Source organism: Pseudonocardia sp. D17 (genome assembly GCF_036984265.1).
Lineage (GTDB): Bacteria > Actinomycetota > Actinomycetes > Mycobacteriales > Pseudonocardiaceae > Pseudonocardia > Pseudonocardia benzenivorans.
The window spans coordinates 108,370-131,599 of sequence record NZ_BPRG01000181.1; the positions used below are offsets into that span (position 1 = coordinate 108,370).

21 protein-coding genes are annotated in these 23,230 nt (G+C 73.7%); 6 read left to right on the top strand and 15 right to left on the bottom strand.

Translation table 11 applies throughout. The annotated features are described in order from the left end of the window. Window positions 1-25: 25 nt before the first annotated feature. The 9 genes from PSD17_RS25720 to PSD17_RS25760 form a co-directional block, all read right to left on the bottom strand. Window positions 26-415, bottom strand: a complete 390-nt coding sequence (locus PSD17_RS25720; RefSeq protein WP_013673628.1) for a DUF6401 family natural product biosynthesis protein — start codon at window positions 413-415, stop codon at window positions 26-28. A gap of 185 nt (window positions 416-600) precedes the next feature. After that, window positions 601-1,860, bottom strand: a complete 1,260-nt coding sequence (locus tag PSD17_RS25725; RefSeq protein WP_339124930.1) for a VOC family protein — start codon at window positions 1,858-1,860, stop codon at window positions 601-603. Further along, complete coding sequence (locus tag PSD17_RS25730) at window positions 1,857-2,399, bottom strand: RNA polymerase sigma factor (RefSeq protein WP_103382401.1); 543 nt, start codon at window positions 2,397-2,399, stop codon at window positions 1,857-1,859. The genes PSD17_RS25725 and PSD17_RS25730 overlap by 4 nt, the downstream gene beginning before the upstream one ends. A 57-nt stretch (window positions 2,400-2,456) precedes the next feature. Further along, window positions 2,457-3,509, bottom strand: coding sequence for an alpha/beta hydrolase (locus tag PSD17_RS25735; RefSeq protein WP_339124931.1), 1,053 nt, complete (start codon window positions 3,507-3,509; stop codon window positions 2,457-2,459). A gap of 165 nt (window positions 3,510-3,674) precedes the next feature. Next, window positions 3,675-4,358 (bottom strand): SDR family NAD(P)-dependent oxidoreductase, encoded by a 684-nt coding sequence (locus PSD17_RS25740; RefSeq protein WP_339124932.1) that lies wholly within the window; start codon window positions 4,356-4,358, stop codon window positions 3,675-3,677. Then, window positions 4,355-5,197: an SDR family NAD(P)-dependent oxidoreductase gene (locus tag PSD17_RS25745; RefSeq protein WP_013673633.1), complete on the bottom strand. Its 843-nt coding sequence runs from the start codon at window positions 5,195-5,197 to the stop codon at window positions 4,355-4,357. Before PSD17_RS25745 ends, PSD17_RS25740 begins: the two co-directional genes overlap by 4 nt. 28 nt (window positions 5,198-5,225) lie before the next feature. Continuing rightward, window positions 5,226-5,729, bottom strand: a complete 504-nt coding sequence (locus PSD17_RS25750) for a (2Fe-2S)-binding protein (RefSeq protein ID WP_013673634.1) — start codon at window positions 5,727-5,729, stop codon at window positions 5,226-5,228. A gap of 1 nt (window position 5,730) precedes the next feature. Further along, entirely contained in the window at window positions 5,731-8,055 is a 2,325-nt protein-coding gene (locus PSD17_RS25755) for a xanthine dehydrogenase family protein molybdopterin-binding subunit (protein WP_339124933.1), read from the bottom strand. Window positions 8,056-8,216: 161 nt separating this feature from the next. Then, entirely contained in the window at window positions 8,217-8,699 is a 483-nt protein-coding gene (locus PSD17_RS25760) for an Lrp/AsnC family transcriptional regulator (protein ID WP_013673636.1), read from the bottom strand. Window positions 8,700-8,834: 135 nt separating this feature from the next. On the opposite strand from PSD17_RS25760, the gene PSD17_RS25765 reads away from it, so the two are divergent. Both PSD17_RS25765 and PSD17_RS25770 read left to right on the top strand, forming a co-directional pair. Then, window positions 8,835-12,272, top strand: a complete 3,438-nt coding sequence (locus PSD17_RS25765) for an indolepyruvate ferredoxin oxidoreductase family protein (protein WP_339124935.1) — start codon at window positions 8,835-8,837, stop codon at window positions 12,270-12,272. A gap of 84 nt (window positions 12,273-12,356) precedes the next feature. Then, window positions 12,357-13,790 carry an FAD-dependent oxidoreductase gene (locus tag PSD17_RS25770; RefSeq protein ID WP_339124937.1) on the top strand — a complete coding sequence of 478 codons (1,434 nt, stop codon included), beginning with the start codon at window positions 12,357-12,359 and terminating at the stop codon, window positions 13,788-13,790. Between the two features lie 31 nt (window positions 13,791-13,821). Here the strand turns inward: PSD17_RS25770 and PSD17_RS25775 are convergent, their stop codons facing one another. Next, the gene (locus tag PSD17_RS25775; RefSeq protein ID WP_339124938.1) at window positions 13,822-14,985 is read right to left on the bottom strand and encodes a response regulator transcription factor; all 1,164 of its coding nucleotides are present in this window, start codon (window positions 14,983-14,985) and stop codon (window positions 13,822-13,824) included. Window positions 14,986-15,096: 111 nt separating this feature from the next. Here PSD17_RS25775 and PSD17_RS25780 point away from each other — a divergent pair, with 111 nt between their 5' ends. After that, window positions 15,097-15,507 (top strand): RidA family protein, encoded by a 411-nt coding sequence (locus tag PSD17_RS25780; protein WP_013673640.1) that lies wholly within the window; start codon window positions 15,097-15,099, stop codon window positions 15,505-15,507. 26 nt (window positions 15,508-15,533) lie between these two features. Further along, complete coding sequence (locus PSD17_RS25785) at window positions 15,534-16,895, top strand: FAD-binding oxidoreductase (RefSeq protein WP_339124939.1); 1,362 nt, start codon at window positions 15,534-15,536, stop codon at window positions 16,893-16,895. A 16-nt stretch (window positions 16,896-16,911) separates the two neighbouring features. Here PSD17_RS25785 and PSD17_RS25790 read toward each other — a convergent pair whose 3' ends face one another. The 5 genes from PSD17_RS25790 to PSD17_RS25810 all read right to left on the bottom strand — a co-directional run bounded on the left by PSD17_RS25790 (window position 16,912) and on the right by PSD17_RS25810 (window position 20,521). Further along, window positions 16,912-17,331 carry a cupin domain-containing protein gene (locus PSD17_RS25790; RefSeq protein ID WP_339124940.1) on the bottom strand — a complete coding sequence of 140 codons (420 nt, stop codon included), beginning with the start codon at window positions 17,329-17,331 and terminating at the stop codon, window positions 16,912-16,914. 121 nt (window positions 17,332-17,452) lie between these two features. Then, complete coding sequence (locus tag PSD17_RS25795) at window positions 17,453-17,917, bottom strand: nuclear transport factor 2 family protein (protein ID WP_013673643.1); 465 nt, start codon at window positions 17,915-17,917, stop codon at window positions 17,453-17,455. 5 nt (window positions 17,918-17,922) lie between these two features. Continuing rightward, entirely contained in the window at window positions 17,923-18,936 is a 1,014-nt protein-coding gene (locus tag PSD17_RS25800; protein WP_103381675.1) for an LLM class flavin-dependent oxidoreductase, read from the bottom strand. Beyond that, window positions 18,933-19,319, bottom strand: a complete 387-nt coding sequence (locus tag PSD17_RS25805; RefSeq protein ID WP_013673645.1) for a nuclear transport factor 2 family protein — start codon at window positions 19,317-19,319, stop codon at window positions 18,933-18,935. The genes PSD17_RS25800 and PSD17_RS25805 overlap by 4 nt, the downstream gene beginning before the upstream one ends. Next, window positions 19,316-20,521 carry a cytochrome P450 gene (locus PSD17_RS25810; RefSeq protein ID WP_013673646.1) on the bottom strand — a complete coding sequence of 402 codons (1,206 nt, stop codon included), beginning with the start codon at window positions 20,519-20,521 and terminating at the stop codon, window positions 19,316-19,318. The genes PSD17_RS25805 and PSD17_RS25810 overlap by 4 nt, the downstream gene beginning before the upstream one ends. 102 nt (window positions 20,522-20,623) lie before the next feature. On the opposite strand from PSD17_RS25810, the gene PSD17_RS25815 reads away from it, so the two are divergent. Both PSD17_RS25815 and PSD17_RS25820 read left to right on the top strand, forming a co-directional pair. Continuing rightward, complete coding sequence (locus tag PSD17_RS25815) at window positions 20,624-21,553, top strand: TIGR03621 family F420-dependent LLM class oxidoreductase (RefSeq protein ID WP_013673647.1); 930 nt, start codon at window positions 20,624-20,626, stop codon at window positions 21,551-21,553. A 204-nt stretch (window positions 21,554-21,757) separates the two neighbouring features. Then, on the top strand, window positions 21,758-23,230 hold the full coding sequence (locus tag PSD17_RS25820; RefSeq protein ID WP_339124942.1) for an FAD-dependent oxidoreductase: 1,473 nt from the start codon (window positions 21,758-21,760) through the stop codon (window positions 23,228-23,230).

The following is a 23,230-nucleotide window of genomic DNA, read 5'->3' on the forward strand; positions in this document are numbered from 1 at the left end:
GCCACGACGTGCTGATCACGGTGGGTCAGGCCCGGCGGGCGACCTCGCGACCGAGATGGCAGATCGCGAGCAGCCGCAACGCGACCCAGTCGGCGTGCTCCCAGCGGCCGTCGGCGGGCACGGCGACCGACCCGCCGCCGCGGCACTGCTCGTCGACGAGGCCGCGCGCGTACGCGGCGAGGCGCACCGCGCGGTCGCGGGAGTCGACGCGGGTGAGCACCGCGGACCGGAAGCCCGGCCGGTCGTCGAGCATGTCGCGCACCGCGGCGACGTGCTGGTCGAGTGCGGCGCCGAGCCCGGGGGACCGGCGGGCGGCGGCCAGACCGGGGAGCCCGAACTGGTCGATCAGGCGTCGCAGCGTCCGGCGGGCGGACCACTCGGAGACCAACGAGCCGACGTCGCGCAACACTGGCACGTCGCGGATCGTAGCTTTCCGATCACCGGGCTGAGTGACGCCGGACGAGTGAAGAGATCGAAGGTCGTCACCGTGCGACGAACTCTCGCGTCGTCGGCGCCGCCGGGCCCGGTGGTCCGACGAACGGTCGGTACCGATCGGCCTGTGCGCGGCGAGGTAGGCCGCCCTCCGCGGGCCCGGCCGGCTCAGTACCGGACCAGCCAGAACGCCGCGCCCTGGTCGTCGGTGCAGCGGGCCGAGACGCCGTACCCGGCGTCGGCCGGGTCGTCGGCCGTGCCACCGGCCGCCCGCACCGCCGCGACGGCGCCCGCCACGTCCTCGACGACGAACATCGGCACGACCTGCGCCGCGTCGTGGCCGCCGTGCAGCCCGGTCATCGGCGATGTCTCGTCGCCGGACGCGCTGCGCACGTGCCAGCCGTCCGGCACCCGGCCCGGGCCGAAGCGCCACCCGAGCACGGTGCCGTAGAACGCCCGGGCCCGGCCCGCGTCGGGCACCTCGATCGTCAGGTAGGTGAGCGTCCCCGGCCGCGTCGTGTCGGGCCGGACGTTCTGGCGTCCCGCGGCGAACACCGCGAACGGCAGGCCCTGGTCGTCGGCGCACGTGGCGGTGCGACCCCAGGGCTCGTCGAGCGGTTCCTCGGCGCTGCCGCCCGCGGCCCGGACCAGCGCGACGGTCTCGTCGACGTCGTCGACGGCGTACGCGCACATCGTCGTGGCCGCGTCCTGCCCGCCGTACATCCCGAGCTCCTGGCCCACCCCGACGACCCGGCGGGCGTGGCCGTCGCGGGCGCCCTCGGTCGTCCAGCCCAGGACGGCGGCGTAGAACCGGTCGGCCGCGTCGACGTCGCGGCGCCACAGCGAGGCGTAGCCGACGTCACCGACCTGCAGCGCAGCGCCGGCGGCGGGTTCGCGGGAGACCATCCAGCGGTGCCCGGCCGGGTCGAGGACGACGCCCCCGCGCCCGTACGGGGAGTCGCCGACGGGCCGCTCCAGCCGCGCACCGAGTGTCACCGCGCGGTCGACGACGGCGTCCGGGTCCGACACCTCCAGCCGCATCGAGACGGTCGCCTCGCCGTCGCGCGGGGCGACGACCCCGAGCTCGGGGAACGGCTCGGCCAGCATCAGCACACTGTCGCCGATCGCGACCTCGGCGTGGCCGATCCGGCCGTCGGGCATGACGATCGGCTCACCGCGCCGGACGGCCCCGAACGCGTCGACGTAGAAGTCGACCGCGGCCGTGGCGTCGGGCACCGCGAGGTACGGGGTGACCGAGTGCAGGGCGAGTGCGGTGCCACGAGAGATCGTGCTGGTCATGGGCTCCTCCTGAGGGCCCGGCGCGGCGAGCACCGCCCGCTCGAGGCGGGCGCGCAGCCGCGCGGCGAAGGCCGGGTCGGGATCGACCGGCGTGACGGGTTCGCGGAGGGCGTCCAGCGGGTCGTTCATGCCGGATCGCCTCCCGTGCGTCGCAGATACGTGTGCCGGAACGCGGTGCGCGCCCTGGCCAGGACGGACTCGGTGGCCCGTCGGCTGCGGCCGAGCACGCCGGCTACCTCGCCGACGGGCAGGCCGTCGAGGTAGCGCAGGGTCAGCGCCGCGCGGTGCAGCGGGCTCTGCTCGTCCAGCACCTCGCGGGCGAGCAGGGCGTCGAGCTCGTCGTCCCACGGGTCGGTCCCGGCCTCGTGGTGGTCGGCGACGGCGCGCAGCCCGCGCTCCTCGCGGGCGAGCGCGCGCCAGTGGTCGGCGAGCTTGTGCCGGGCGATGCCGATCAGCCAGCCCGTCGTCGGATCCACGACGGGCCCGCCGGCGGTCGTGCGCCGGCACTCCTGCACCGCGGCCAGGAACGTCTCCGCGGTGAGGTCCTCGGCCAGTGCGCGGCGCCGACAGCGGGCGAGCAGATAGCCGTAGACCTCCGGTAGTGCGGTGTCGTACAACGCGAGCAGCGCGAGGCCCGGATCGGGCCGGACCTGCTCGTCGCGATGCACGTCCCTACCTCGTCCCGCGGCCGCGGTTCCCGTCGGGCTCTCACCCGGACGGACGAGTCAGCCGCGTTCCGCGGCGCCGACGAAGTCCCAGAAAACACCCGACCACAGCTCCGGCAGCTCGATGTGCGGGCTGTGCCCGGCGCCGGGGAGGATCTCGGTGCGGACGTGCCCGCCCGCTGCGGCGTAGCGCCCGAGCACCTCGCGGATCTGGGAGACCATCGGCTGCGAGGGGAAGACGTCGGCACCCGGCCAGCCGGGCACGTAGCCGAGCTCACCGAGGGTTCCGAGGTCCTGCATCGAGGCGTCGGCGACGACGGTGTCCTCGGCCCCGTGCGTCCACAGCACCGGCGGCTTCGGGTCGAGGTCGACCACGCGCGTCCAGTTGCAGTACTTCGGCGACAGGGCGTTGATGATCCCGGTGGTGCCGGGCGCGCTGCCGGGCCAGTTCGGGGACGCGACGGAGTCGCCGGGGTAGTTGTCGTCGCCGGTGACGGTCTTGAGCACCTCGGCGACGAGCAGGTCCTCGCGCGGCTCCGAGTGCGACTCCAGCCAGTAGCTGCCACGCATGACCGAGCGGATCGAGAACGGGCTCTCGGTGGTGTCGTCGCCCTCGGCGAGCCGGCGTACGACCTCGGGGTTGACGATGCCGCCGCCGGACCCGGCGAAGTCGGGGAAGCACGGCGTGCCGTCGGCGAGGACGCCGCCGAACCCGTAGGGCGACACCGGGTCGAGGAACGTCAGGGACGTGACGGGGTGCGCGCTCGCGAAGTCGACGATCGCGGCGCCCGCCGTCGACCAGCCGAGGAGGTGGACGGGCCGCTCGACGCGCAGCGCCCGCAGGAGGGCGGCGACGTCGTCGGCCCAGTCGGCGAGGCCGCGGGTCGCGTCGAGCGGGAGGCGCTCGGTGTCGCCGAAGCCGCGCATGTCCGGCGCGATGATCCGGTAGCCCTGCGGCGCGCCGGGGAAGAGGTGCTCGAAGAACCGGCCGGTCGAGAGGTTGCCGTGCAGCATGACGACGGGCACGCCCTCCTCCGGCCCGTACTCGACGAGGTGCACCTCCAGCCGGTCGGTCGGAACGACGACGGACCGCACCCCGGGGAGCAACTGCATGTGCCGCATCCTTTTGCCCCTGGAGACCCGGGTCAACCCCAGCGCGCCGGGCGGTCCGCGGTCCGGGTCTCCCGAGCTGCAGGAACGGCACTTTCCCGCAACCCGGTTGCGGAAAGTGCCGTTCCTGCAGGGGCGCAGGGGGCTGCGGCGCAGGGCCGCGCACCCTCAGCAGGCGCTCCAGGCCCCGTCGACGGGCAGGAGGACGCCGTTGACGTACCGGGCGGCGTCGGAGATCAGGTAGGCGGCGGCGCCCGCGATGTCGGAGACCTCGCCGTGCTCGCCTGCGGGGACCCGGTTCTCCAGCCAGCCGCGCTGCGCGGGGTCGCCGAGGCGGTCGGCGGTCATCGGGGTGGCGATGATGCCCGGGGCGATGGCGTTGACGCGGATGTTGGACGGTGCGAGCTCGACGGCGGCGGCCCGCACCAGGCCCGCGATGCCGGCCTTGGCCGCGACGTAGTGCGGCTGCCCGGCGACGGCGTGCGTGGCCGTGACGGACGCGATGGCGACGACGGCACCCGGCGTCCCCGCGGCCAGCCAGCGCCGGGCGCAGCCGCGGATGCCGAGGAACGTGCCGCGCACGTGCACGGTCATCATCCGGTCCCACTCCTCGACCTCGAGGTCGACGAGCGGCGCCCGGCTGCGGAACCCGGCACAGTTGACGAGCGCGTCGACGGGACCCGCTTCGTCGAGGACCCGGTCCCAGTCGCGCTCGTCGGCGGCGTCGAGCTCGAGGATGCCGTCGGCGGGCTTGAGGTCGGCCCCGACGACGTCCCAGCCCTGCCCGGCCAGCAACTCCGCGGTGCCCGCACCGATCCCCGATGCGGCCCCGGTGATGAGAACTCTGCTCACTTCGCTCCTTGTCCGGCGTCGACCCGCAGTACGGTGCCGGTGATCTGGTCGGCGTTGTCGGAGGCGAGGAACAGCACCGCGTCGGTGATGTGCCGGGCCTCCGTGCGCCACTTCTCGCCGGGCATGTTGCCTGCGGCGGAGAACATCTCGTACGCGGCGTCGGGGGTCATGTCGACCTCGCCCGCCAACCCCAGCACCATGCCGGAGCCGCGGCCCTCGCCGGGCTTGATCGTCGCCGGGGCGACGCAGTTGACGTTGATCCCGAACTCGGCCAGCTCGAACGCCCACGCCGTGGTGAGGCCCTCGATCGCATGCTTGGCCGCGACGTAGTGCGACAGCATCGCGTGTCCGGAACCGGTGACGCCGGAGGAGATGTTGACGATCTTCCCGGCCCGGCGGCCGATCATGTTGGGCACCACGAACTTCGCGGCGTACATGTGGCCCTTGACGATGGTGTCGATCACGGCGTCCATGACGTGCGGGCGCATGTCCTGGATGGAGTCCAGCGCCGCGACGCCCGCGTTGCAGACGAGCACGTCGATGCGGTTGTCGAAGAACCCCAGTGCCTTCGAGACCGCGGCCTCGACCTGGTCGACGTCGCGCAGGTCGCAGGGCAGCGCGATGGCACGGCCGCCGCGCGTCTCGACCTCCTCGACGGTCTCGAGGAGCATCGCCTCGGTCGCGAGCGGGTAGATGTCGTGGATCGGCTCGGTGATGTCGAGCGCGGCGACGTTGGCACCCGCCTCGGCGAACGCCCGGGCGTGGCTCGCACCCTGGCCCTTGCCCGCGCCGGTGATCAGGACGTTCTTGCCGTCGAGGCCGCGCAGCACTGCGGGCATCGGCACCTCCGTGTGGGTTGGTGAGAACTCAAGAGGTGGCGTGCCGGGCCGCGACCTCACCGGCACCGCCGTGCGAGGCCGCCCAGCGCACCGAGTCGACGATCATCGAGTAGCCGGTGCAGCGGCAGAGGTTGCCCTCGATGCCCTCGCGCACCTCGTCCTCGCCGGGGTCGGGGTTATCCAGCAGCAGACCGGTCGCGGCCATGACCATGCCCGGGGTGCAGTAGCCGCACTGCAGGCCGTGGCACTGCTGGAATCCTTGCTGCACGGGGGACATCTCGCCGTCGGCGGCGAGCCCCTCGACGGTGAGGACGTCGGCGCCGTCGGCGGCGACGGCCAGCACCGAGCAGGACTTCACGGTCCGTCCGTTCAGCAGCACCGTGCAGGCGCCGCAGTTGGAGGTGTCGCAGCCGACGTGGGTGCCGGTCAGCCCGCGCACGTCGCGCAGGTAGTGCACCAGCAGCAGCCGCGCCTCGACCTCGTCCTCGCTCGTCGCGCCGTTGACGGTGACGCGGATCTTGTGGTGGGACATGTCAGCTCCGGTCCTCTCCGGCCGACTGCAGGATGCGCCAGACCTTCTGCGGGGTGCACGGCATCTCGACGTCGCGGACCCCGAGGTGGCCGAGCGCGTCGACGACCGCGTTCACGACGGCCTGCGGCGCCGCGGTGGCGCCGGACTCGCCGAGACCCTTGGCGCCCAGCGGGTTGAAGCTCGTCGGGGTGACGATGTGGTCGGTCTCGTAGCGGGGGAGGTCCATCGCCGACGGCAGCGTGTAGTCGACGAGGGTTCCCGTCGCGGGCTGGCCGTCGGCGCCGTAGCGGACCTCCTCGAGCAGCGCCTGGGCGATGCCCTGCGCGACGCCGCCGTGGATCTGCCCGGTCGCCATCAGCGGGTTGATGACGGTCCCGCAGTCGTCGACGGCGACGTAGCGGGCGACCTTCACGAAGCCGGTGTCGCGGTCGATCTCGACGACGCAGCAGTGCGCGCCGGACGGGTAGGAGAGGTTCTTCGGCTCGAAGTAGGCGGTCTCGTCGAGGCCGAGGTCGAAGCCGTCGGGCAGCAGGTGCGGCTTGAACGACCGCACCGCGACCTCCGCCATCGACACGCCCTGGTCGGGTGTGCCCTTCACCCGGAACCGGCCGTCGACGAGCTCGAGGTCGGACTCGTCGGCCTCCAGCATGTGCGCGGCGATCTTCATCGCCTTGGCGCGCACCTTGCCCGCGGCCTGGAACACCGCCGAGCCGCCGACGGGCGCGCCGCGGCTGCCCATCGTCCCGATGCCCTCCTGGACGGTGGCGGTGTCGCCGTGGACGAGGCTGATGCGCTCGAACGGGATCGACAGCTCGTCGGCGACGATCTGGGCGAACGCGGTCTGGTGGCCCTGCCCGTGCGGGGAGGTGCCGACCTTGATCACCGCGGACCCGTCGGAGTTGAGCCGCACGTTCGCCGACTCCCACCCGCCGACGTAGCCGAACTGCTCGAACAGCGGCGTCGGTCCGAAGCCGCCCATCTCGACGAAGGTCGAGAACCCGATGCCCAGCAACGGCTTCGAGGGGTCGTCGCGGCGGGCCGCCCGGTCGGCGCGCAGGGCGTCGTAGTCGATGACGGTCAGCAGCTTGTCGAGGGCGCCGGGGAAGTTCGCCTCGTCGTAGACGATGCCCTCGAACTGGGTCGCGAACGGCATCTCGTCGGCCTGGACGAAGTTGCGCCGGCGAACCTCCAGGGGGTCGAGCCCCAGCTCGGCGGCCACGTGGTCGACGACCCGCTCGATCATGAACGACGCCTCGGGCCGTCCCGCGCCGCGGTAGGAGCCGACCGGCGTGGTGTTGGTGACGACCGACCGGAAGCTCGGCGCGATGACCGGGATCTTGTAGCAGCCGCCCGACATGAACGACGTGAGCGTCGGCAGGCCGATGCCGGTGGCGTCGGGCCAGCCGCCGCAGTCCTGGGTGATCCGCACGCGCAGCGCGAGGAGCGTCCCGTCGTCGTCGAAGCCGACCTCGACGTCGTGCTCCTGGGCCCGGCCGTGGACCATCGAGATCATGTTCTCGCTGCGGGTCTCGACGAACTTCACCGGACGCCGCAGCCGCTTGGACAGCTCCGCGGTGAGGATGAACTCGGGGTAGAACGACGCCTTGGCGCCGAACCCGCCGCCGACGTCGGGCGCGACGACCCGCACCTCCTGCTGCGAGAGGCCGAACATCGCGGCGAGCTCGTTGCGGGAGTGGTGCGGGGTCTGTGTCGTCGCCCAGAGCGTGAGGCCGGAGGCCTGCCAGTCGGCGAGGCACACCGTCGGTTCCATCGGGACCGCGGCGCAGCGCTGGTTCTTGAGGTGGATCGAGAGCCGGTGCGGCGCGGCGGCGAGCTCGGCCTCGGCGTCGGTGGCCGAGAGCACCTGCTCGAGGACGACGTTGGACTCCAGCCCGTCGATGATCGGGACGGCGCCGTCGGCCGTCGCGGCCTCGATGCTCGCCATGACCGGCAGCTCCTCGTACTCGACGAGGACGGCCTCGGCCGCGTCGGCGGCGGCGTAGCGGTCGGCCGCGACGACGACGGCCACCGGCTCGCCGACGAACCGCACCTTGTCGCGGGCCAGGCAGGGGCGCTCCATGCCGGGCACCGACCGGTTGGGTGGGAGCCCCGGCAGGTCGGCGTTGGTCCACACCCCGAGGACTCCGGGCTTGGCCACGGCCTCGCTGGTGTCGATCGAGACGATCCGCGCGTGCGCGAGGTAGCTGCGCACGTAGACCATGTGGACGGTGCCGGGGAGCCGGACGTCGTCGACATAGGTGCCGCGTCCGGTGAGCAGGGCCGGGTCCTCCTTGCGGACGACCGCCGCGCCGATCATCGATCCCATGCGGACCTCCTCGTCCTCGACACTGTGAGCGGCAATGGTCGCTACAGCGACGATTGCCGCTCACAGGGTGCGTCAGCCGCGGGCCCGTGCGCGTGGCCGCGATCACGACGTTAGGAACCTAACGCCGGTCCCGTGGGGTCGCAAGGGCCGGGCGGCCCGGGTCAGCGGGTGCGGGTCGGCGCCCACCGCCCGGCCCGCACGAGCGGAAGCGTGCGGTGCGGGATGCGCCGGGTCAGGGCCATCTGGGAGCGGGTCCGCACGACCCCCGGCACCGCGATCAGCCGTTGGATGACGTGTTCGAGCTCGGTCGTGTCCCGCGCAACGACGTGACACAGCAGGTCGCCGTCGCCGGTGACCGTGTAGGCCTCGATGACCTCGGGGATCGCGGTGAGGTCCTCGACCACGGAGTCGAGGTAGCCCTGGGTGAGGTCGAGGTGGATGAAGGCGAGCATCGAGTAGCCGAACGCGCGCGGCTCGACGGCCGGCGCCAGCCCCGAGATCACCCCGGCCTCCTGCAGCCGCAGGAACCGCGCCGCGACCGTCCCTCGTGCCACTCCGAGGGTGCGGGCGTGCTCGCGCAGCCCGGCGCGCGGGTGCTCGAGCAGGAGCAGCAGCAGCGACCGGTCGAGCTCGTCGAGGGTCATGGTCCGTTGGCCTTCCTCTTCCGGCATCTGGCGCTCGGCACTGTACCGATGGCCCGGTCAACCGGGATCGACTCTGGACGATTGCTCAGTCTGTTCCTAGCGTCGCGCCATCCGTGACTACGCGAGGAGGCAACGGTGACGATCGTCGAACCCGGCCCGACGGAGACGCCGGCGCCTGCCCGCGCGTACTCCCTCGACGACCGCTACGTCGCCGAGGACGGCGTCGTCCACATGACCGGCGTGCAGGCGCTCGTCCGGTTGCTGCTGCAGCAGCACCGCCACGACCGTGCCGCGGGCCTCGACACCCGGACGTTCGTCTCGGGCTACGAGGGCTCCCCGCTCGCCGGGCTCGACCTGGAGCTCGGCCGCCGCCGCAGGCTGCTCGACGAGCACGGCGTCGTCTTCACCCCCGGTCTCAACGAGGAGGCCGCCGCCACCGCCGTGCAGGGCTCGCAGCTCGCCGCCGTGGCCGGCGGGCTGCGCCACGACGGTGTCGTCGGGGTCTGGTACGGCAAGGCGCCGGGACTCGACCGCGCCAGCGACGCGATCCGGCACGCCAACCTCATGGGCACCCACCGCACGGGCGGCGTGCTCGCCGTCGTGGGGGACGACCCGGCCGCGAAGTCGTCGAGCGTGCCGTGCACGTCGGAGATGACGTTCGCCGACCTCGCCGTCCCGGTGCTCTACCCGGCCGACCCGGGCGAGGTCGTCGAGCTGGGGCTGCACGGCGTCGCGCTCTCCCGGGCCAGCGGCCTGTGGGCCGGCATGAAGATGACGACGGCCGTCGCCGACGGGTCGGCGACCGTCCACGTCGACCGGTTCGGGATCCGACCCGTGATGCCGTCGCCGACCGATTTCCGGCACACCGTCACCGGCCGGCTGCTGCAGCCCACCCTCGGACCGCTGGAGCGCGACCTGCACGGCGCCCGCACCGAGGCCGCCCTGCGCTACGCCGCCGCCAACGGCCTCAACCGGATCCCCGTCCGCACCGGCGACGACCGGATCGGCATCGTCGCCGCCGGCAAGACCTGGCTCGACCTGCGGCACGCCCTCGACGCCCTCGGACTCGACGACGACGAGCTGCGCCGCCGCGGCGTCCGGCTGCTCAAGCTCGGGATGGTGCATCCCGTCGAGCCCGGGATCGTGCGCGAGTTCGCCGCCGGGCTCCGCGAGATCGTCGTCGTCGAGGAGAAGCGGGCGTTCCTCGAGACCGCCGTCAAGGAGATCCTCTACGGCCGCTCCGACGCGCCCGCCGTGCGGGGCAAGGAGCTGTTCGCGCCGCACGGCGAGCTCGGCTCCGACGCGGTCGCCACCGGCCTCGCGACGGTCCTGCACGACCTGCCGTCGGTCGTGGCCTGGCGGGAGGCTCGCCGTCCCGCCCGGCGCGGGCCCGTCATGCTGCCGCTCGCGACGACCCGCACCCCGTACTTCTGCTCCGGCTGCCCGCACAACACCTCGACCGCCCCGCCCGAGGACTCCCTGCTCGCGGCCGGCATCGGCTGCCACACGATGGTGCTGCTCATGGACCCCGAGCAGGTCGGCGAGGTCGTCGGGCTGACCCAGATGGGCGGCGAGGGCACCCAGTGGATCGGGATGTCGCCGTTCGTCGAGGCCGGGCACCTCGTCCAGAACCTCGGCGACGGCACGTTCCACCACTCGGGCTCGCTCGCCATCCGCGCGGCCGTCGCCGCCGGGGTGAACATCACCTACAAGCTGCTGCACAACGGGACCGTCGCCATGACCGGCGGACAGGACGCCGTCGGTGCGCTCGGCGTCCCGGCCATCACCCGGTTGCTCGCGGTCGAGGGCGTGGCCCGGACGATCGTCACCACCGACGAGCCCTCCCGGTACCGCGGCGTCACGCTCGCTCCCGGGGTCGAGGTGTGGCACCGCGACCGGCTGGAGGAGGCCCAGCGGCTGCTGGCGACGATCCCCGGCGTCACCGTCCTGATCCACGACCAGGAGTGCGCGGCCGAGAAGCGGCGCAAGCGCAAGCGCGGCAAGGCTGCCACCCCCGCGACCCGGGTCATGATCAACGAGCGGGTCTGCGAGGGCTGTGGCGACTGCGGGCAGAAGTCCAACTGCCTGTCGGTGCAGCCCGTCGAGACCGAGTTCGGCCGCAAGACCCGAATCCACCAGTCGTCGTGCAACCTCGACTTCTCCTGCCTCGCCGGGGACTGCCCGTCGTTCCTGTCCGTCGTGCCCGGTTCCCTCAGCAGGGAGGCGGCGCCGCACCTGGCCGCGGCGGCACTGCCCGACCCGGCCCCGACGGGGCGGACCGACGTCACCGTCCGGCTCGCGGGCGTCGGCGGCACCGGCGTCGTCACCGTGGCCCAGATCCTCGCGACGGCCGCTGTGATCGCCGGGCGCGAGGTCCGCGGGCTCGACCAGACCGGCCTGGCGCAGAAGGGTGGCGCCGTCGTCTCCGACCTGCGGATCACCGCGTCCGAGGTGGCGGCGGCGGGCAAGCTCGCCGACCGCGAGTGCGACCTCTACCTCGGGGCCGACCTCCTCGTCGCCGCCGACCAGACCCAGCTCGCCGTCACCGACCCGGCGCGGACGGTCGCGGTCGTCTCGACGACGCAGGTCCCGACCGGCGCGATGGTCACCGACACCTCCGTCGGGTTCCCGCAGGTCGACGGGGTCGTCCGGCGCATCGCCGACAGCGTCCGCGCCGGTACCTACCTCGACGCCCGTGGGCTGGCCGAGCAGCTGTTCGGCGACGACCAGTACGCCAACATGATCCTCGTCGGCGCGGGCTACCAGATGGGCGCGCTGCCCGTGCCCGCCGCCGCGATCGAGCGGGCCATCGAGCTCAACGGCGCGGCCGTCGCCGCCAACGTCCAGGCGTTCCGCCGGGGCCGGCAGGCCGTCGCCGACCCGGCCGCGCTGGACCGGGTCCTCGCGCCGGTCGAGACCGCGGCGCCGCACCCCGTCCGGGTGCCGGGTCTCGGGGCACCCGCCGACTCCGAGCTGGCGCGCATCGTCGGCATCCGGGTGCCGGAGCTCACCGACTACCAGTCGGCGTCATACGCGGCGCAGTACGTGGCGGACGTCGAGCGGGTACGCGCCGCGGAGGACGCCGCGGTCCCGGGCTCGACGGCACTCGCCGAGGCGGTCGCGACCAACCTCCACAAGCTGATGGCCTACAAGGACGAGTACGAGGTCGCCCGGCTCAGCCTCGATCCCGCGCTCACCGCGTCGGTGGAGGAGCAGTTCGGGACCGGGGCGCGCGTCGCGTACAAGCTGCACCCGCCGGTGCTGCGGGCCCTCGGGATGAACCGCAAGATCGCGTTGCGCCGCACCGCCGGCCCCGCGTTCCGCACGCTGCGGGCCATGCGTCGGCTGCGCGGCACCAGGTTCGACCCGTTCGGCCTCGCGGAGGTCCGCCGGGTGGAGCGCTCGCTGATCGAGGAGTACCGCTCGACGGTGACCGGCCTCCTGCGCGACCTCTCCGCCGACACCCTCCCGCGCGCCGTGCAGATCGCGGGTCTCCCCGACATGATCCGCGGCTACGAGGACATCAAGCTCGCGTCGGTCGAGCGGTATCGGGAGGCCCTCCGGTCCCTGTGAGTGGCGATAGTCGCCAGGGCGACCACTGCCACTCACGACCCCGGGGACGGTAGCGTCGGTAGGTCTCTCACGACGGGGGTGGCTGTGGACGAGGTCGATCTGGTCGTCGTCGGGTTCGGTGGCGCCGGGGCGGCGGCGGCGATCACCGCGCACGACGCGGGCGCCCGCGTGGTGGTGTGCGAGAAGCAGGCCGCCGGTGCGCACACCCCGAGCACCCGGATGTCCGGCGGGCTCGTCATGGCCGTCGACGACGCCGGCAAGGGCGCGGCCTACCTCGACGCCTGCGCGGGCGGGATGGTCCCCGCCGACGTCACCGCGGCCTGGGCGACCTCGGCCACCGACGTCCTCGACTGGCTGCGCACCACGGCGGGCCTCACGTTCTCGCGCATCAACACCGCCGAACACCCCGATCTCCCCGGGGCCGACGCCGTCGGCGTCCACCAGCCGGGCGACGCCGCGTTCCGGCTCGACCCGACGGCCGGCGGGGGCGACGCGCTCTTCGCCGCCGTCGCGGCCGCCGTCCACGAACGGGGCGTCGACGTGCGGTGGGCGACACCCGCGCGCAGGCTGATCGTCGAGGACGGGCGGGTCGTCGGGGTGGCCACGGACACCGGGCCGCTCCGGGCGCGCCACGGCGTCGTGCTCTCGTGCGGCGGCTACGAGTTCGACGAGGACCTCAAGCGCGACAACCTCCGCGCCCACCCCGTGCACTTCTACGGCAACCCCGGCAACACCGGCGACGGCGTCCGCATGGCCCAGGCCGCCGGCGCGGGGCTGTGGCACATGAACACCATGATCGGTCGTGCGATCGGGCACTTCCCGCTGGAGTCCGCCGAGGGCGGGTGGCTCAACTTCATCATCGACATCGACCCGCCCGGGCACGTCATCGTCGACCGCCGTGGTGAGCGCTACGCGAACGAGACGATGCAGGCGCAGCTCCTGCACGGCTTCTACTACGAGATGCTGCGCTACGACTACGACCGCGCCGCCTACAGCCGCATCCCCAGCTGGTGGGTCTTCGACGAGCGGCGGCGTACCGCGGGCCCGCTCACGTTGGCCCACATCGGTGCCGTGAAGGTCGGCCTCTACGACTGGAGCCCCGACAACTCGGCGGAGATCGCGCGCGGCTGGATCGCCCGCGGCGACACGCCGGCCCAGGCCGCCGCCGCGGCCGGGATGGAGGACCCGGAGGCGTTGGCGCGCACCGTCGCGGAGTACAACGCGGCCTGCGCGGCGGGCGTCGACCCACTGGGCCGGGCCGCCGACACCCTCGTGCCGCTGGACTCGCCGCCCTACTACTGCGTGCCGCTCTACCCGGGCGGGTCCAACACCTGCGGCGGGCCCCGTCGCGACGCCGCCGGCCGGGTGCTCGACCCCTACGACGTGCCGATCCCCGGGCTCTACGCCGCCGGTGAACTGGGGCAACCCGTCGGCATGCTCTACCCCGCCGACGGCGCCAACCTCTCCGAGGCCTTCTGTTTCGGGCGCATCGCGGCGTCGACGGCCCTCGCGGACTGAGCCCCTGGCACGAACGGCACAGTGGTGCCGTTCAGTTGCGCGACCGTGCCGTTCGTTCGGGGGTCGGGTCCGCGAACCAGCCCGACGGCGTCAGCGGGGCGCGGGCGGCGAGGCGAGGCGCGTACTGGTCGAGGAAGACCCGGCCGGTCAGTTCCCGGCGGCTGCGCACCCCCACCTTGTCGAAGATCGACTTGAGGTGGTCCTGGACGGTGTAGGCGGACAGGTGCAGTGTCCGGGCGATCTCGGTGGTGTCGACGCCGCGGAGCACGAGCGTGACGACGTCCTGCTCGCGCGCGGTCAGCCCGAACGCGGCGACGACGAGCGGCACGATCTCGGGCGGCCGGGCCTCCTCGATGGTGACCACGACGTCGGTCCCGGAGCCGTTGCGCGACACCAGCGGTGAGGCGTGCACGACCACCCAGCGGCCCGAGCGGGTGCGCAGCCGCGAGCGCGGGGTCAGCGTGACCTCGCCGAGCGCGAACCGGCGCGCGGCGCCGACCAGCGCGAGCACCGGGAACGGCAGCGGATCGTCGCCGATCGCGCCGCCACCCAGGTCGTCGACGTGCGCGGCGGCGGCGAGGTTGGCCTGCGCCACCTCACCCGCCGTGTCGACGACGAGAACCCCCGGCCCGTCGACACCGGCCGTGACGACCGGGTCCGCGGCGTTGGTGAGCAGCGCCGTCCGGTAGCCGACCGCGAAGGCCGACGACACGCTGCTGACGAACTCGTGCTCGGCCACGGTGAAGGCCGAGCCGGGGCCGTCGCGGAACAGCGCGAAGAGCCCCCAGGTGATGCCGTCGGCGCTGCAGCCCGCCCGCAGCTCGTCGTCGAACCCGTAGGTGGGGTGGAAGAACTCGGTGAACCGCCGCGAGCGGTGCGGGTCGCCGTCGGTCTCGTGGTGGGTCGAGGCGACGGCGCCCGGCCGGCGCATCACGTCACGGAAGTCGTAGAGGTCGGGCGCCTCGTACTCGTGGAACGCCCACTGGTCGTCCTCGCCGTCGGTCAGCCCGCCCCACTTCACGGTGGCGGTGACGATCTCGGTGGCCGGGTCGACGGTCCCGACGCACGCGGCGCTGAACGGCAGCGCGGTGCGCAGGACCTCGACCGCGGCGGTGGCGAACGTCGGCAGATCGAGGCCGGCGGTGGCCAGCGCCTGGATCCGGGCGCGGGTCCGGTCGGCCGAGGGGGCGGGCATGCGCCCAGTGTGCAAGTGCCCCACCGCGGGCGGTACCCCAGATCTCTGGGGGTCGGACTCCCCGGAGGTCTGGGATACCCGCGGTGCCGGAGCCGCCGCAGTGTTCCCGGCATGACGACGACCGCGCCTGCCGTGCGCCGCATCAACCCCACCAGCTGGAACGCCGCCTTCGGCTACGACCAGGCGCAGCTGCGCCCCGCGCCGGCCCGGGTGCTCACCCTCGCCGGGCAGGGCCCCGTCGACGAGCACGGCGCTCTCGTGCACGAGGGCGACGTCACCGCGCAGCTCGCACTGGCCATGGCCAACGTCGAGACCGTGCTCGCCCGCGGCGGGATGGACCTCGGTGACGTCCTGAAGCTGACGGTCTACGCCGTCGACGTCGACGCCGTCCTCGCCGGCTACGGGGCCGTCACCGAGCGCCTCGCCGCGTTCGGTGCCACCCCGCCCGCGACCCTGCTGGGCGTCACCCGGCTCGCGATCCCCGGCATGGCCGTCGAGATCGACGTCGTCGCCGCCCGCTGATCCCCCTTCCGCGACAGGAGAGTCCCGTGACCACGTTCGTCGACACCGACCTCGCTTCCATCGCCGGGCCCGTCCTCACCCCGGCCGACCCCGCCTTCGCCGACGAGGTCGCCGGGTTCAACGCGGCGATCAGGCCCTCGCCGTCGCTCGTCGTCGGCGCCACGACGACCGGCGACGTCGCCGCCGCCGTCCGCTTCGCCGCCCGCACCGGACGGCGCGTCGCCGTGCAGGCCACCGGCCACGGCCTGGTGGACGCCCTCGACGGCACCGTCCTGGTCTCGACCCGCCGGATGGCCGGGGTCGCGATCGACCGCGCGGAGCGGACGGCTCGGGTGCAGGCCGGTGCGACCTGGCGGCAGGTGATCGACGCGGCCGCCCCGCACGGGCTCGCGCCGCTCAACGGCTCGTCGTCCGGCGTGGGGGTCGTCGGCTACACGACGGGCGGCGGGCTCGGCCCGATGGCCCGCCGGTTCGGGTTCGCCGCCGACCACGTGCGGCGCTTCACGATCGTCACCGCCGACGGCGTCGCCCGCGACGTCGACGAGCGCTGCGATCCGGACCTGTTCTGGGCGGTCCGTGGTGGCAAGGCCAACCTCGGCATCGTCACCGGGATCGAGTTCGGGCTGCTGCCCGTGGCCCGCTTCTTCGGCGGCGGCGTCTTCTTCGCGGCCGACGCGGCCGCCGCGGTCCTGCACGGTTGGCGTGCCTGGGCGCCGACGCTGCCCGACGACGCGTCCACATCGGTCGCCTTGCTGCAGCTGCCGCCCGACCCGGCGCTGCCGGAGCCGCTGCGCGGGCGCTCCGTCGTCCACCTGCGGTTCTGCCACCTCGGCACACCCGACGAGGGGGAGCGGCTGCTCGCCCCGATGCGGGCGCTCGCCCCGGCGCTGCTGGACGCCGTCGCGGAGATGCCGTACGCGGCGATCGACGCCGTCCACATGGACCCGACGACGCCGATGCCCGTCCGGGACCGCGGGATCACGTTGGCCACGCTGCCCACCGAGGCCGTCGACGCGTTGCTCGCGCAGACGGGGCCGGACGCCGGTTCGCCGCTGACGATGGTCGAGCTCCGGCTGCTGGGCGGCGCGATCGCCCGAGAGCCGTTGTCGCCCAACGCCGTCTCGGGCCGGCACGCCGCCTTCTCGGTGTACGCGCTGGGGGTGCTGGCGGGCCCCACCGCCACCGCGGTCCCGCAGCGGGCCGACGCCCTCGCCGCCGCCCTGCAGCCGTGGGCGGCCGGCGAGGGGCTCGTCAACCTGCTCGGTCCGGCAGACGCGGAGCTGGTCGCGCGGCAGTGGGGGAGCCGCGACCGCGACCGGCTGCGGCGCATCGCCCGACGCTACGACCCTGCCGGGTTGTTCGCGGCGAACGTCCCGCTGCCCGCCTAGCTCCGGAGGCGGGCGGTCAGACGTTCTTGACCGTCCGCCAGTCGCCGCGGGGCGGGGCGTCGGCCTCGGGGTCGTTCACGTCGAACGGGCCCATGCTGACGATGTAGAACTGGCAGCCCTCGGGTCCGGCCGACTCGGAGCCGTACGCGGTGCCGCCGCGCACCCACCGGACGTCGCCCGGCCGGTAGGTGCCTTCGCCCTCCACCGAGAACTCGCCCTGGGTGATGATGTAGATCGTGTCGGACGGGTGCCAGTGCGAGGGGGCCCGGTAGTTCGGCGCGAACCGGGTGAGCATGAACGTGTGCCCGCTCTCCGGGTCGACGAGCGGCTTCACCGCGGCGCCCGGCGGGATGAAGCCGGTCTCGTCCTCGTACTCCACCCATGGCTGGTCGTCCACGTGGATGACCTGCATCTGGTCGAGGGGGTTCGCTGTCACGACAGTGCCTCCGGGGATCGGCGCCGATGACGATCATGGTCCAGCTCACGCGCCGAACCAGGGACATTGTTATCAGGAATCTGGGAACGGGGCAACCGTGCTGAACCGGGCGCGACGGCCGTCAGGCGCGCACGGCGGGCTCCTGGCGGGGAACCCACTCCCAGGTGATCTCGGGACGGTTCTCGATCACGGCGGCGTGCACCCGGCGCTCGGCGAACTGCCAGCCGTCGCGCGTGCGGGCGAGGACGTCGAGGTAGCGCAGGTGCGCCCGCCACTGCCGGCCTTCCCACTCCTCGTGCGAGGCGGTGACGTAGGTGACGGCGGTAGCCCGGTCGGGGTCGGCGGGGTCGAAGGTCACGCGGCTCTGCCCGAGCTGGTGGTGGGTCCGCCGGAACTGGGCCTGACCACCGGCGATCCGGTCGCGCACCGCCTCCCGGCCCGTGACGAGCCCGCCGCGGCCAGGGCCGTAGTCGGTCACGCAGTCGGGGGTGAACAGTGCGGCGACGGCGTCGATGTCGTACTCGTCGACCCGCTCGCAGTACAGGGCCATCAGGTCGCCGATGGCCACCCGGTCCTCGATGCGCATCGTCGTCAGACCTCCGTGTCGTCGGCTCGGAGCCGGGGCAGGACCTGCTCGCCGAGGATGGCGAGCCGGGTGAGCTGGACGTCCAGGTCCGGTTCGGGGAACAGCACCCGCAGCACGAGGTGCACGTTCGCCCAGTCGCGCAGCCCGTCGAGCACCTTCCGCAACCCGGCGACGACGTCGTCGACACCCCCGGCGACCTGGATGTACTCGTCGATGGAGCCGAGGGCGAGGCCGGCCGAGCCGGACGGGTCGCCGACCAGCCCGGCGTACACCGGGCGGCCGGCCTGGATCGACTCGTAGACCAGCTGCTGGGCCTCGAAGCCGGCCCGGGCCGAGGCCGCGCCGCCGCCGGGCGCGTCGAGCACGCAGGTGACGTTGACGGCCCGGGTGAAGGTCGGGTCGGACGCGTCGCGGACGGCGGCGAGCTGCGCGGACGCGGCGTCGACGATGTGCGGCGCACCGCGGCCGACGAGATGCCCGTCGGCGATCCGCCCGGCCCGGGTGACGGCAGCGGGCGCGTACCCGCCGAGCCAGATCGGGATGGGCCGGGTCGGGGTGGGGGTGACGCGGACGTCGGAGAGGCCCAGCTCCGGTGCCGAGAAGCTCGTGCCGGTCCACGCGTCCCGCAGCGAGCCGACCAGGGCTTCCAGGCGGGCCCCGCGCGACGCCGGATCGACGCCGAACGCCCGGTACTCGTGCTCGGCGTACCCGAGCCCGAGCCCGAGGACCAGCCGCCCGCCCGACAGCCGGTCGACGACGACGGCGTCCTCGGCCAGCCGCAGCGGGTGCTGCAGGGGGGCCAGCACGAGTCCCGTCCCCAGCTCGATCCGGGACGTCGCGGGCGCCAGCGCCGCCAGCAGCGTCAACGGTGACGGGAGGTAGCCGTCGGGCAGGCCGTGGTGCTCGGTCACCCAGAACGAGTCGAAGCCGGCCCGCTCGGCTGCGACCGCGAGCGGCACGGCGTCGCGGTAGTCGCTGCCCTGCCCGGTGTAGAGCCCGATCCCGACGCGCAGGCTCATCCCAGCGCATCTCCGAGCCGGGACCGCCACAGGCCGAGGTCGACGTAGTCGCGGAACGCCGTGATCAGCCCGCTGTCCGGATCGATCTCGACGACGCCGTTGCACTCGATGGCGTACTCGCGGCCGTCGATGCGGAACCGGTCGACTCGTTCCAGCCAGGCCCGCGTCTCGGCGAAGCTCGCGGTGACGATCTCCCACTCGACGTACTCGGCACGGTCGAGGATCGGCGCGAGCAGCCCTCGCACGCCCTCGGGGCCGACGACGGGCGGGTGCGGCATGTTCGCGTACGTCGCGCCGGGGGCGAAGCAGGCCGCGGCGGCGTCGGGGTCCCCGGCGCCGACGGCGGCGAGGAACCTCTCGACTGTGGCGCGGGCGCTCGTCATGCCCCGAAGACGACCGGGTACGACGAGAAGTGGTCGCGCGCCGAGTGCGGGTCGCGCTGCGGCGCCTTGTCCGGATCGGGGCGGCCACCGGCGCCGAGCAGCGCGTCGAGCATCAGCGTGACGGTGCCGAGCACCTGCTCGTGCGCCTCGTCGGGGGACTTCTCCGACGACGGCACCCCGCCCGCGAGCTCCGTCCCGATGCACGCGTGCATCCCGCCACCGAAGGCGTGCCCCCAGCGCGGCACCTCGGCCGGCACCTCGCGCAGCGGGTCGTACACGTCGGGGCGGTCGAAGACGGCGGGGTCGCGGTTGGCGGCGGCCAGGTCGAGCACCACGGCCGAGCCCTCCGGGATCTCGGTGCCGCCGCGCAGCGTGATCGGGGCGAGCGCGCGGCGCTGGGCGACCGGGCTCGCCGGGTGCAGCCGCAGCGTCTCGTAGACGCAGCGCTGCAGGATCGCCGGGTCCTGGCGGGCCTTCTCGGCCGCCTGCGGGTCGCGGGCCGCCCAGGCGAAGTAGTCGTCGGCGGCGTGGGTGAACGCGTCGGCGGTGGAGTGCGAGCCCGCCTGCAGGTAGAACGCGCACTCGCGGCGCAGGATGTCGTCGTCGATCTCGAGCTCGTCCCAGTTGCGCAGCAGCGCGGTGAGGACGTCGCGCGGCAGGTCGTCCTCGGTGATCTCGCCGGCGTCGAGCTGCGCGAGCAGCGCGCGGCGCCGCGCGATCGAGGGCTGCAGGAACATGGCGTCGAAGTCGTCGAGCGCCTGCTGGACCTCCGCGCGGACCTCCTCGGGGTCGCGGGTGGTGTGCACGAGCGTCGCGCCCTCGGAGAACTTCTTGGCGAAGCGGTAGAGCGCGTCGGTCTCCTCGACCGACCCCGTCGGCTGGTCGAGCCCGGCCACCATCGCCGTGAGGTTCATGATCGTGCGGTAGCCGAGCTCCTGCAGGTCGGCGCGGCCGGCCTCGACGAACGGGGCCAGCGTGTCGCGCACGACGTCACGCAGGAACGCCTTCTCCCAGTACCGGAACGTGCCGCGGCGGAAAAGGCGGTTCTCGACGCGGCGCCTGCGGCGATGGTCGGATCCGTGCAGCACGAGCAGGCAGTCGGCCATGACGACGCCCCCCGCGTCGTACAGGGCCTGCTCCAGATCGTGCTGCCGGAAGGCCTCGCGGACGTCGGCATAGCCGTCGAGGGTGATCGTCTGCATCGGCGTGGTCCCTGTCCGGTGAGTCGGCGTGATACTTCTAACGACGCTAGCAAGCGGCAGTGGGGCCGTCCAGGCTCCGTGGATCGAAGAACGGAGCCCGCGATGGAGTTCGGTGTCCTCATGATGGAGCCGGTGACGTCCCGGAAGCAGTGGTGCGACCGGGTGCGGCGGATGGAGGACGCCGGCCTGTCGACGCTGCACGCCACCGACCACTTCGACCGCGCCCCGATCAGCCCGCTCGTCGCGCTCGCCGCCGCCGCGCAGGTCACGGACCGGATCCGGCTCGGCACGCTGGTGCTCAACAACGACTTCCGGCTCCCGGCCGTGCTGGCCAAGGAGATCGCCTCGCTGGCGGTGCTGTGCGACGGTCGCCTGGAGATCGGCGTCGGCGCCGGGTGGATGGACGACGACTACGCCGTCTCCGGCATCGTCCGCGAGCCGCCCGGACGGCGGATCGACCGGCTCGCCGGCACCCTCGACCTGCTGCGCGCCCTCTTCCCCGCCGAGGGCCCGGCCGTCGCGCCGACGACTCTCGACGCGCCCGGCGTCGCCGTCCGGAACCTGTGCAACGTGCCCGCCCCGGCGACGTCGCCGCGGCTGTTCGTCGGCGGCGGGGGTCGGCGGGTGCTGACGCTCGCCGGCCGGACCGCCGACGTGGTCGGGGTGAACTTCGACATCCGTGAAGGCCGCCTCGGCGCGCACGCGACGGCGTCGGCCTCGGCGGACGCGACCGACGAGAAGGTCGGCTGGGTGCGCGCGGCGGCGGGGGACCGGGACCCGGTCCTGCACCTGGTGGCGTACTGGTCGGAGGTCACCGAGGACCCGCTGGACGCGGCCGCCCGCCGGATCGCGACCTTCGGCCTGGACCTGGCCCCCGAGCAGCTGCTGGCGTCGCCGCACGCGCTGATCGGGCCGGCGGGCGCGGTCGCCGAGCGGCTCGCCGAGCTGCGCGAACGCTGGGGCTTCGGCTACGTGTCCTTCTACGAGACGGACCTGCCGTCGCTGCTGCCGGTCCTCGACCGCGTCTCCTGAGCGGCGTCACGCTGGCTCGGGCTCCGATCGGGCTCGCCGGGGTCGGCCTCGGCGCCGCCCCGGGTCGTGAGTGGCGACGGTCGCCACCGCGACGATCGCCGCTCACGGGCGGGCAGCCGACGACTCGTCGTTAGGGGGTTGACGCCGCATCGTCGGCGTTAGAAGGTCTGGTGACTCCGCTCACCTCGTCGAAAGGCGGTCACCGTGGCCGAGACCTACGAGGCCGACGTCGTCGTCCTCGGGACCGGTCCCGCCGGGATGGCGGCGGTCTCGGCCGCCGCGGCGGAGGGTGCGCAGGTCGTCGCGGTCGAGGCGATGGACCACATCGGGGGCAACGCGGTGTGGTCGACGGGCTACCTGGCCTTCGTGAACTCGCAGATGCAGGCCGAGCAGGGGATCGTCGACAGCGAGGAGACCTTCGTCGCCGACGCCCGGCACATGGTCGACCTCGCGCGCGACCAGTTCGGCGTCGAGTGGGACGAGGCGCTGGTGCGGCTGTTCGCCCGCGAGTCGGCCGAGACCTACCGCATCCTCACCGAGCGGGGAGTCCGGTTCAGCCGGTTCATCCCGCGGCCCAAGCAGCACAGCGTCGACCGGATGGCCGCCGTCGAGGACACGTGGATGATCGGCCGCGCGTTCCGGCCCGACTTCGAGCGCGACAACGTCACGACCCTGTACCGGACGCTCGCCGACCGGCTCGTCGTGACCGACGGACGGGTCACGGGGGTGCTGGCCCACCGCGCCGACGGGACCCCGGTGCAGATCTCCGCCCGCAACGGGGTCGTGCTCGCCACGGGCGGCTACCAGTCCAACCCGGAGCTGCGGCGTCGCTACCAGCCCGAGTTCGTCGCCCGGGCGCCCTACCTGGGCGTCGACTCCTGCCGCGGCGCCGGGCACCTCATGGGCCAGGCCGTCGGCGGCGACCTCATCAACATGACGTTCGTGCCACCGCTGGTGATCGTGTCGTCGTCGGTCGTCGAGGACGCGATCGCGGTCAACGAGGCGGGGGAGCGCTTCCACGACGAGGCCGGGCCCTACGAGGAGCGCGTCGAGAAGCTGCACGCCCAGCCGAACCGGCGGGCCTGGTACGTCGTCGACGACGTCGTCGCCCGCGAGAAGGAGGGACTGATCGGCCAGATGCCGGAGCCGCCGGTCCGGGCCGACACCCTCGACGAGCTGGCCGCGACGCTCGGCGTCCCGGCCGACGCGCTGCGCGCCACCGTCGACCGCTGGAACGCGTTCCTCGACACCGACGGCGACGTCGACCCCGACCACGGCCGGGTCGTGCTGCCGCCGGGGCGCCGCAGGTGCGCGACCGGCCCGTTCACCGCGGTCCCGATGATCGAGGGCATCAACTTCTGCTGCGGCGGCTTCCGCACGACGACCGACATGCAGGTCGTCGACGTCTTCGGCGCGCCCATCCCCGGCCTGTTCGCGGGCGGCGACTGCGTCGGCGGGCTCAACCCCGTGTCCGACCTCGGGGGCATCCACATCTGCGGCGGCCTCACGCTCGGCCGGATCGCGGGCCGGGCCGTCGCGCGCGGTGTCGACGACCGCGGCGACCACGGCACCGTGCTGCACGCCGGGATGCCGAGCATGCTCGACACCCGGATCGCGTTGGTCCACCTCGACCCGGCCGCGGACCCGCAGCCGGCCGAGGCGCGGCAGGCGCACTGA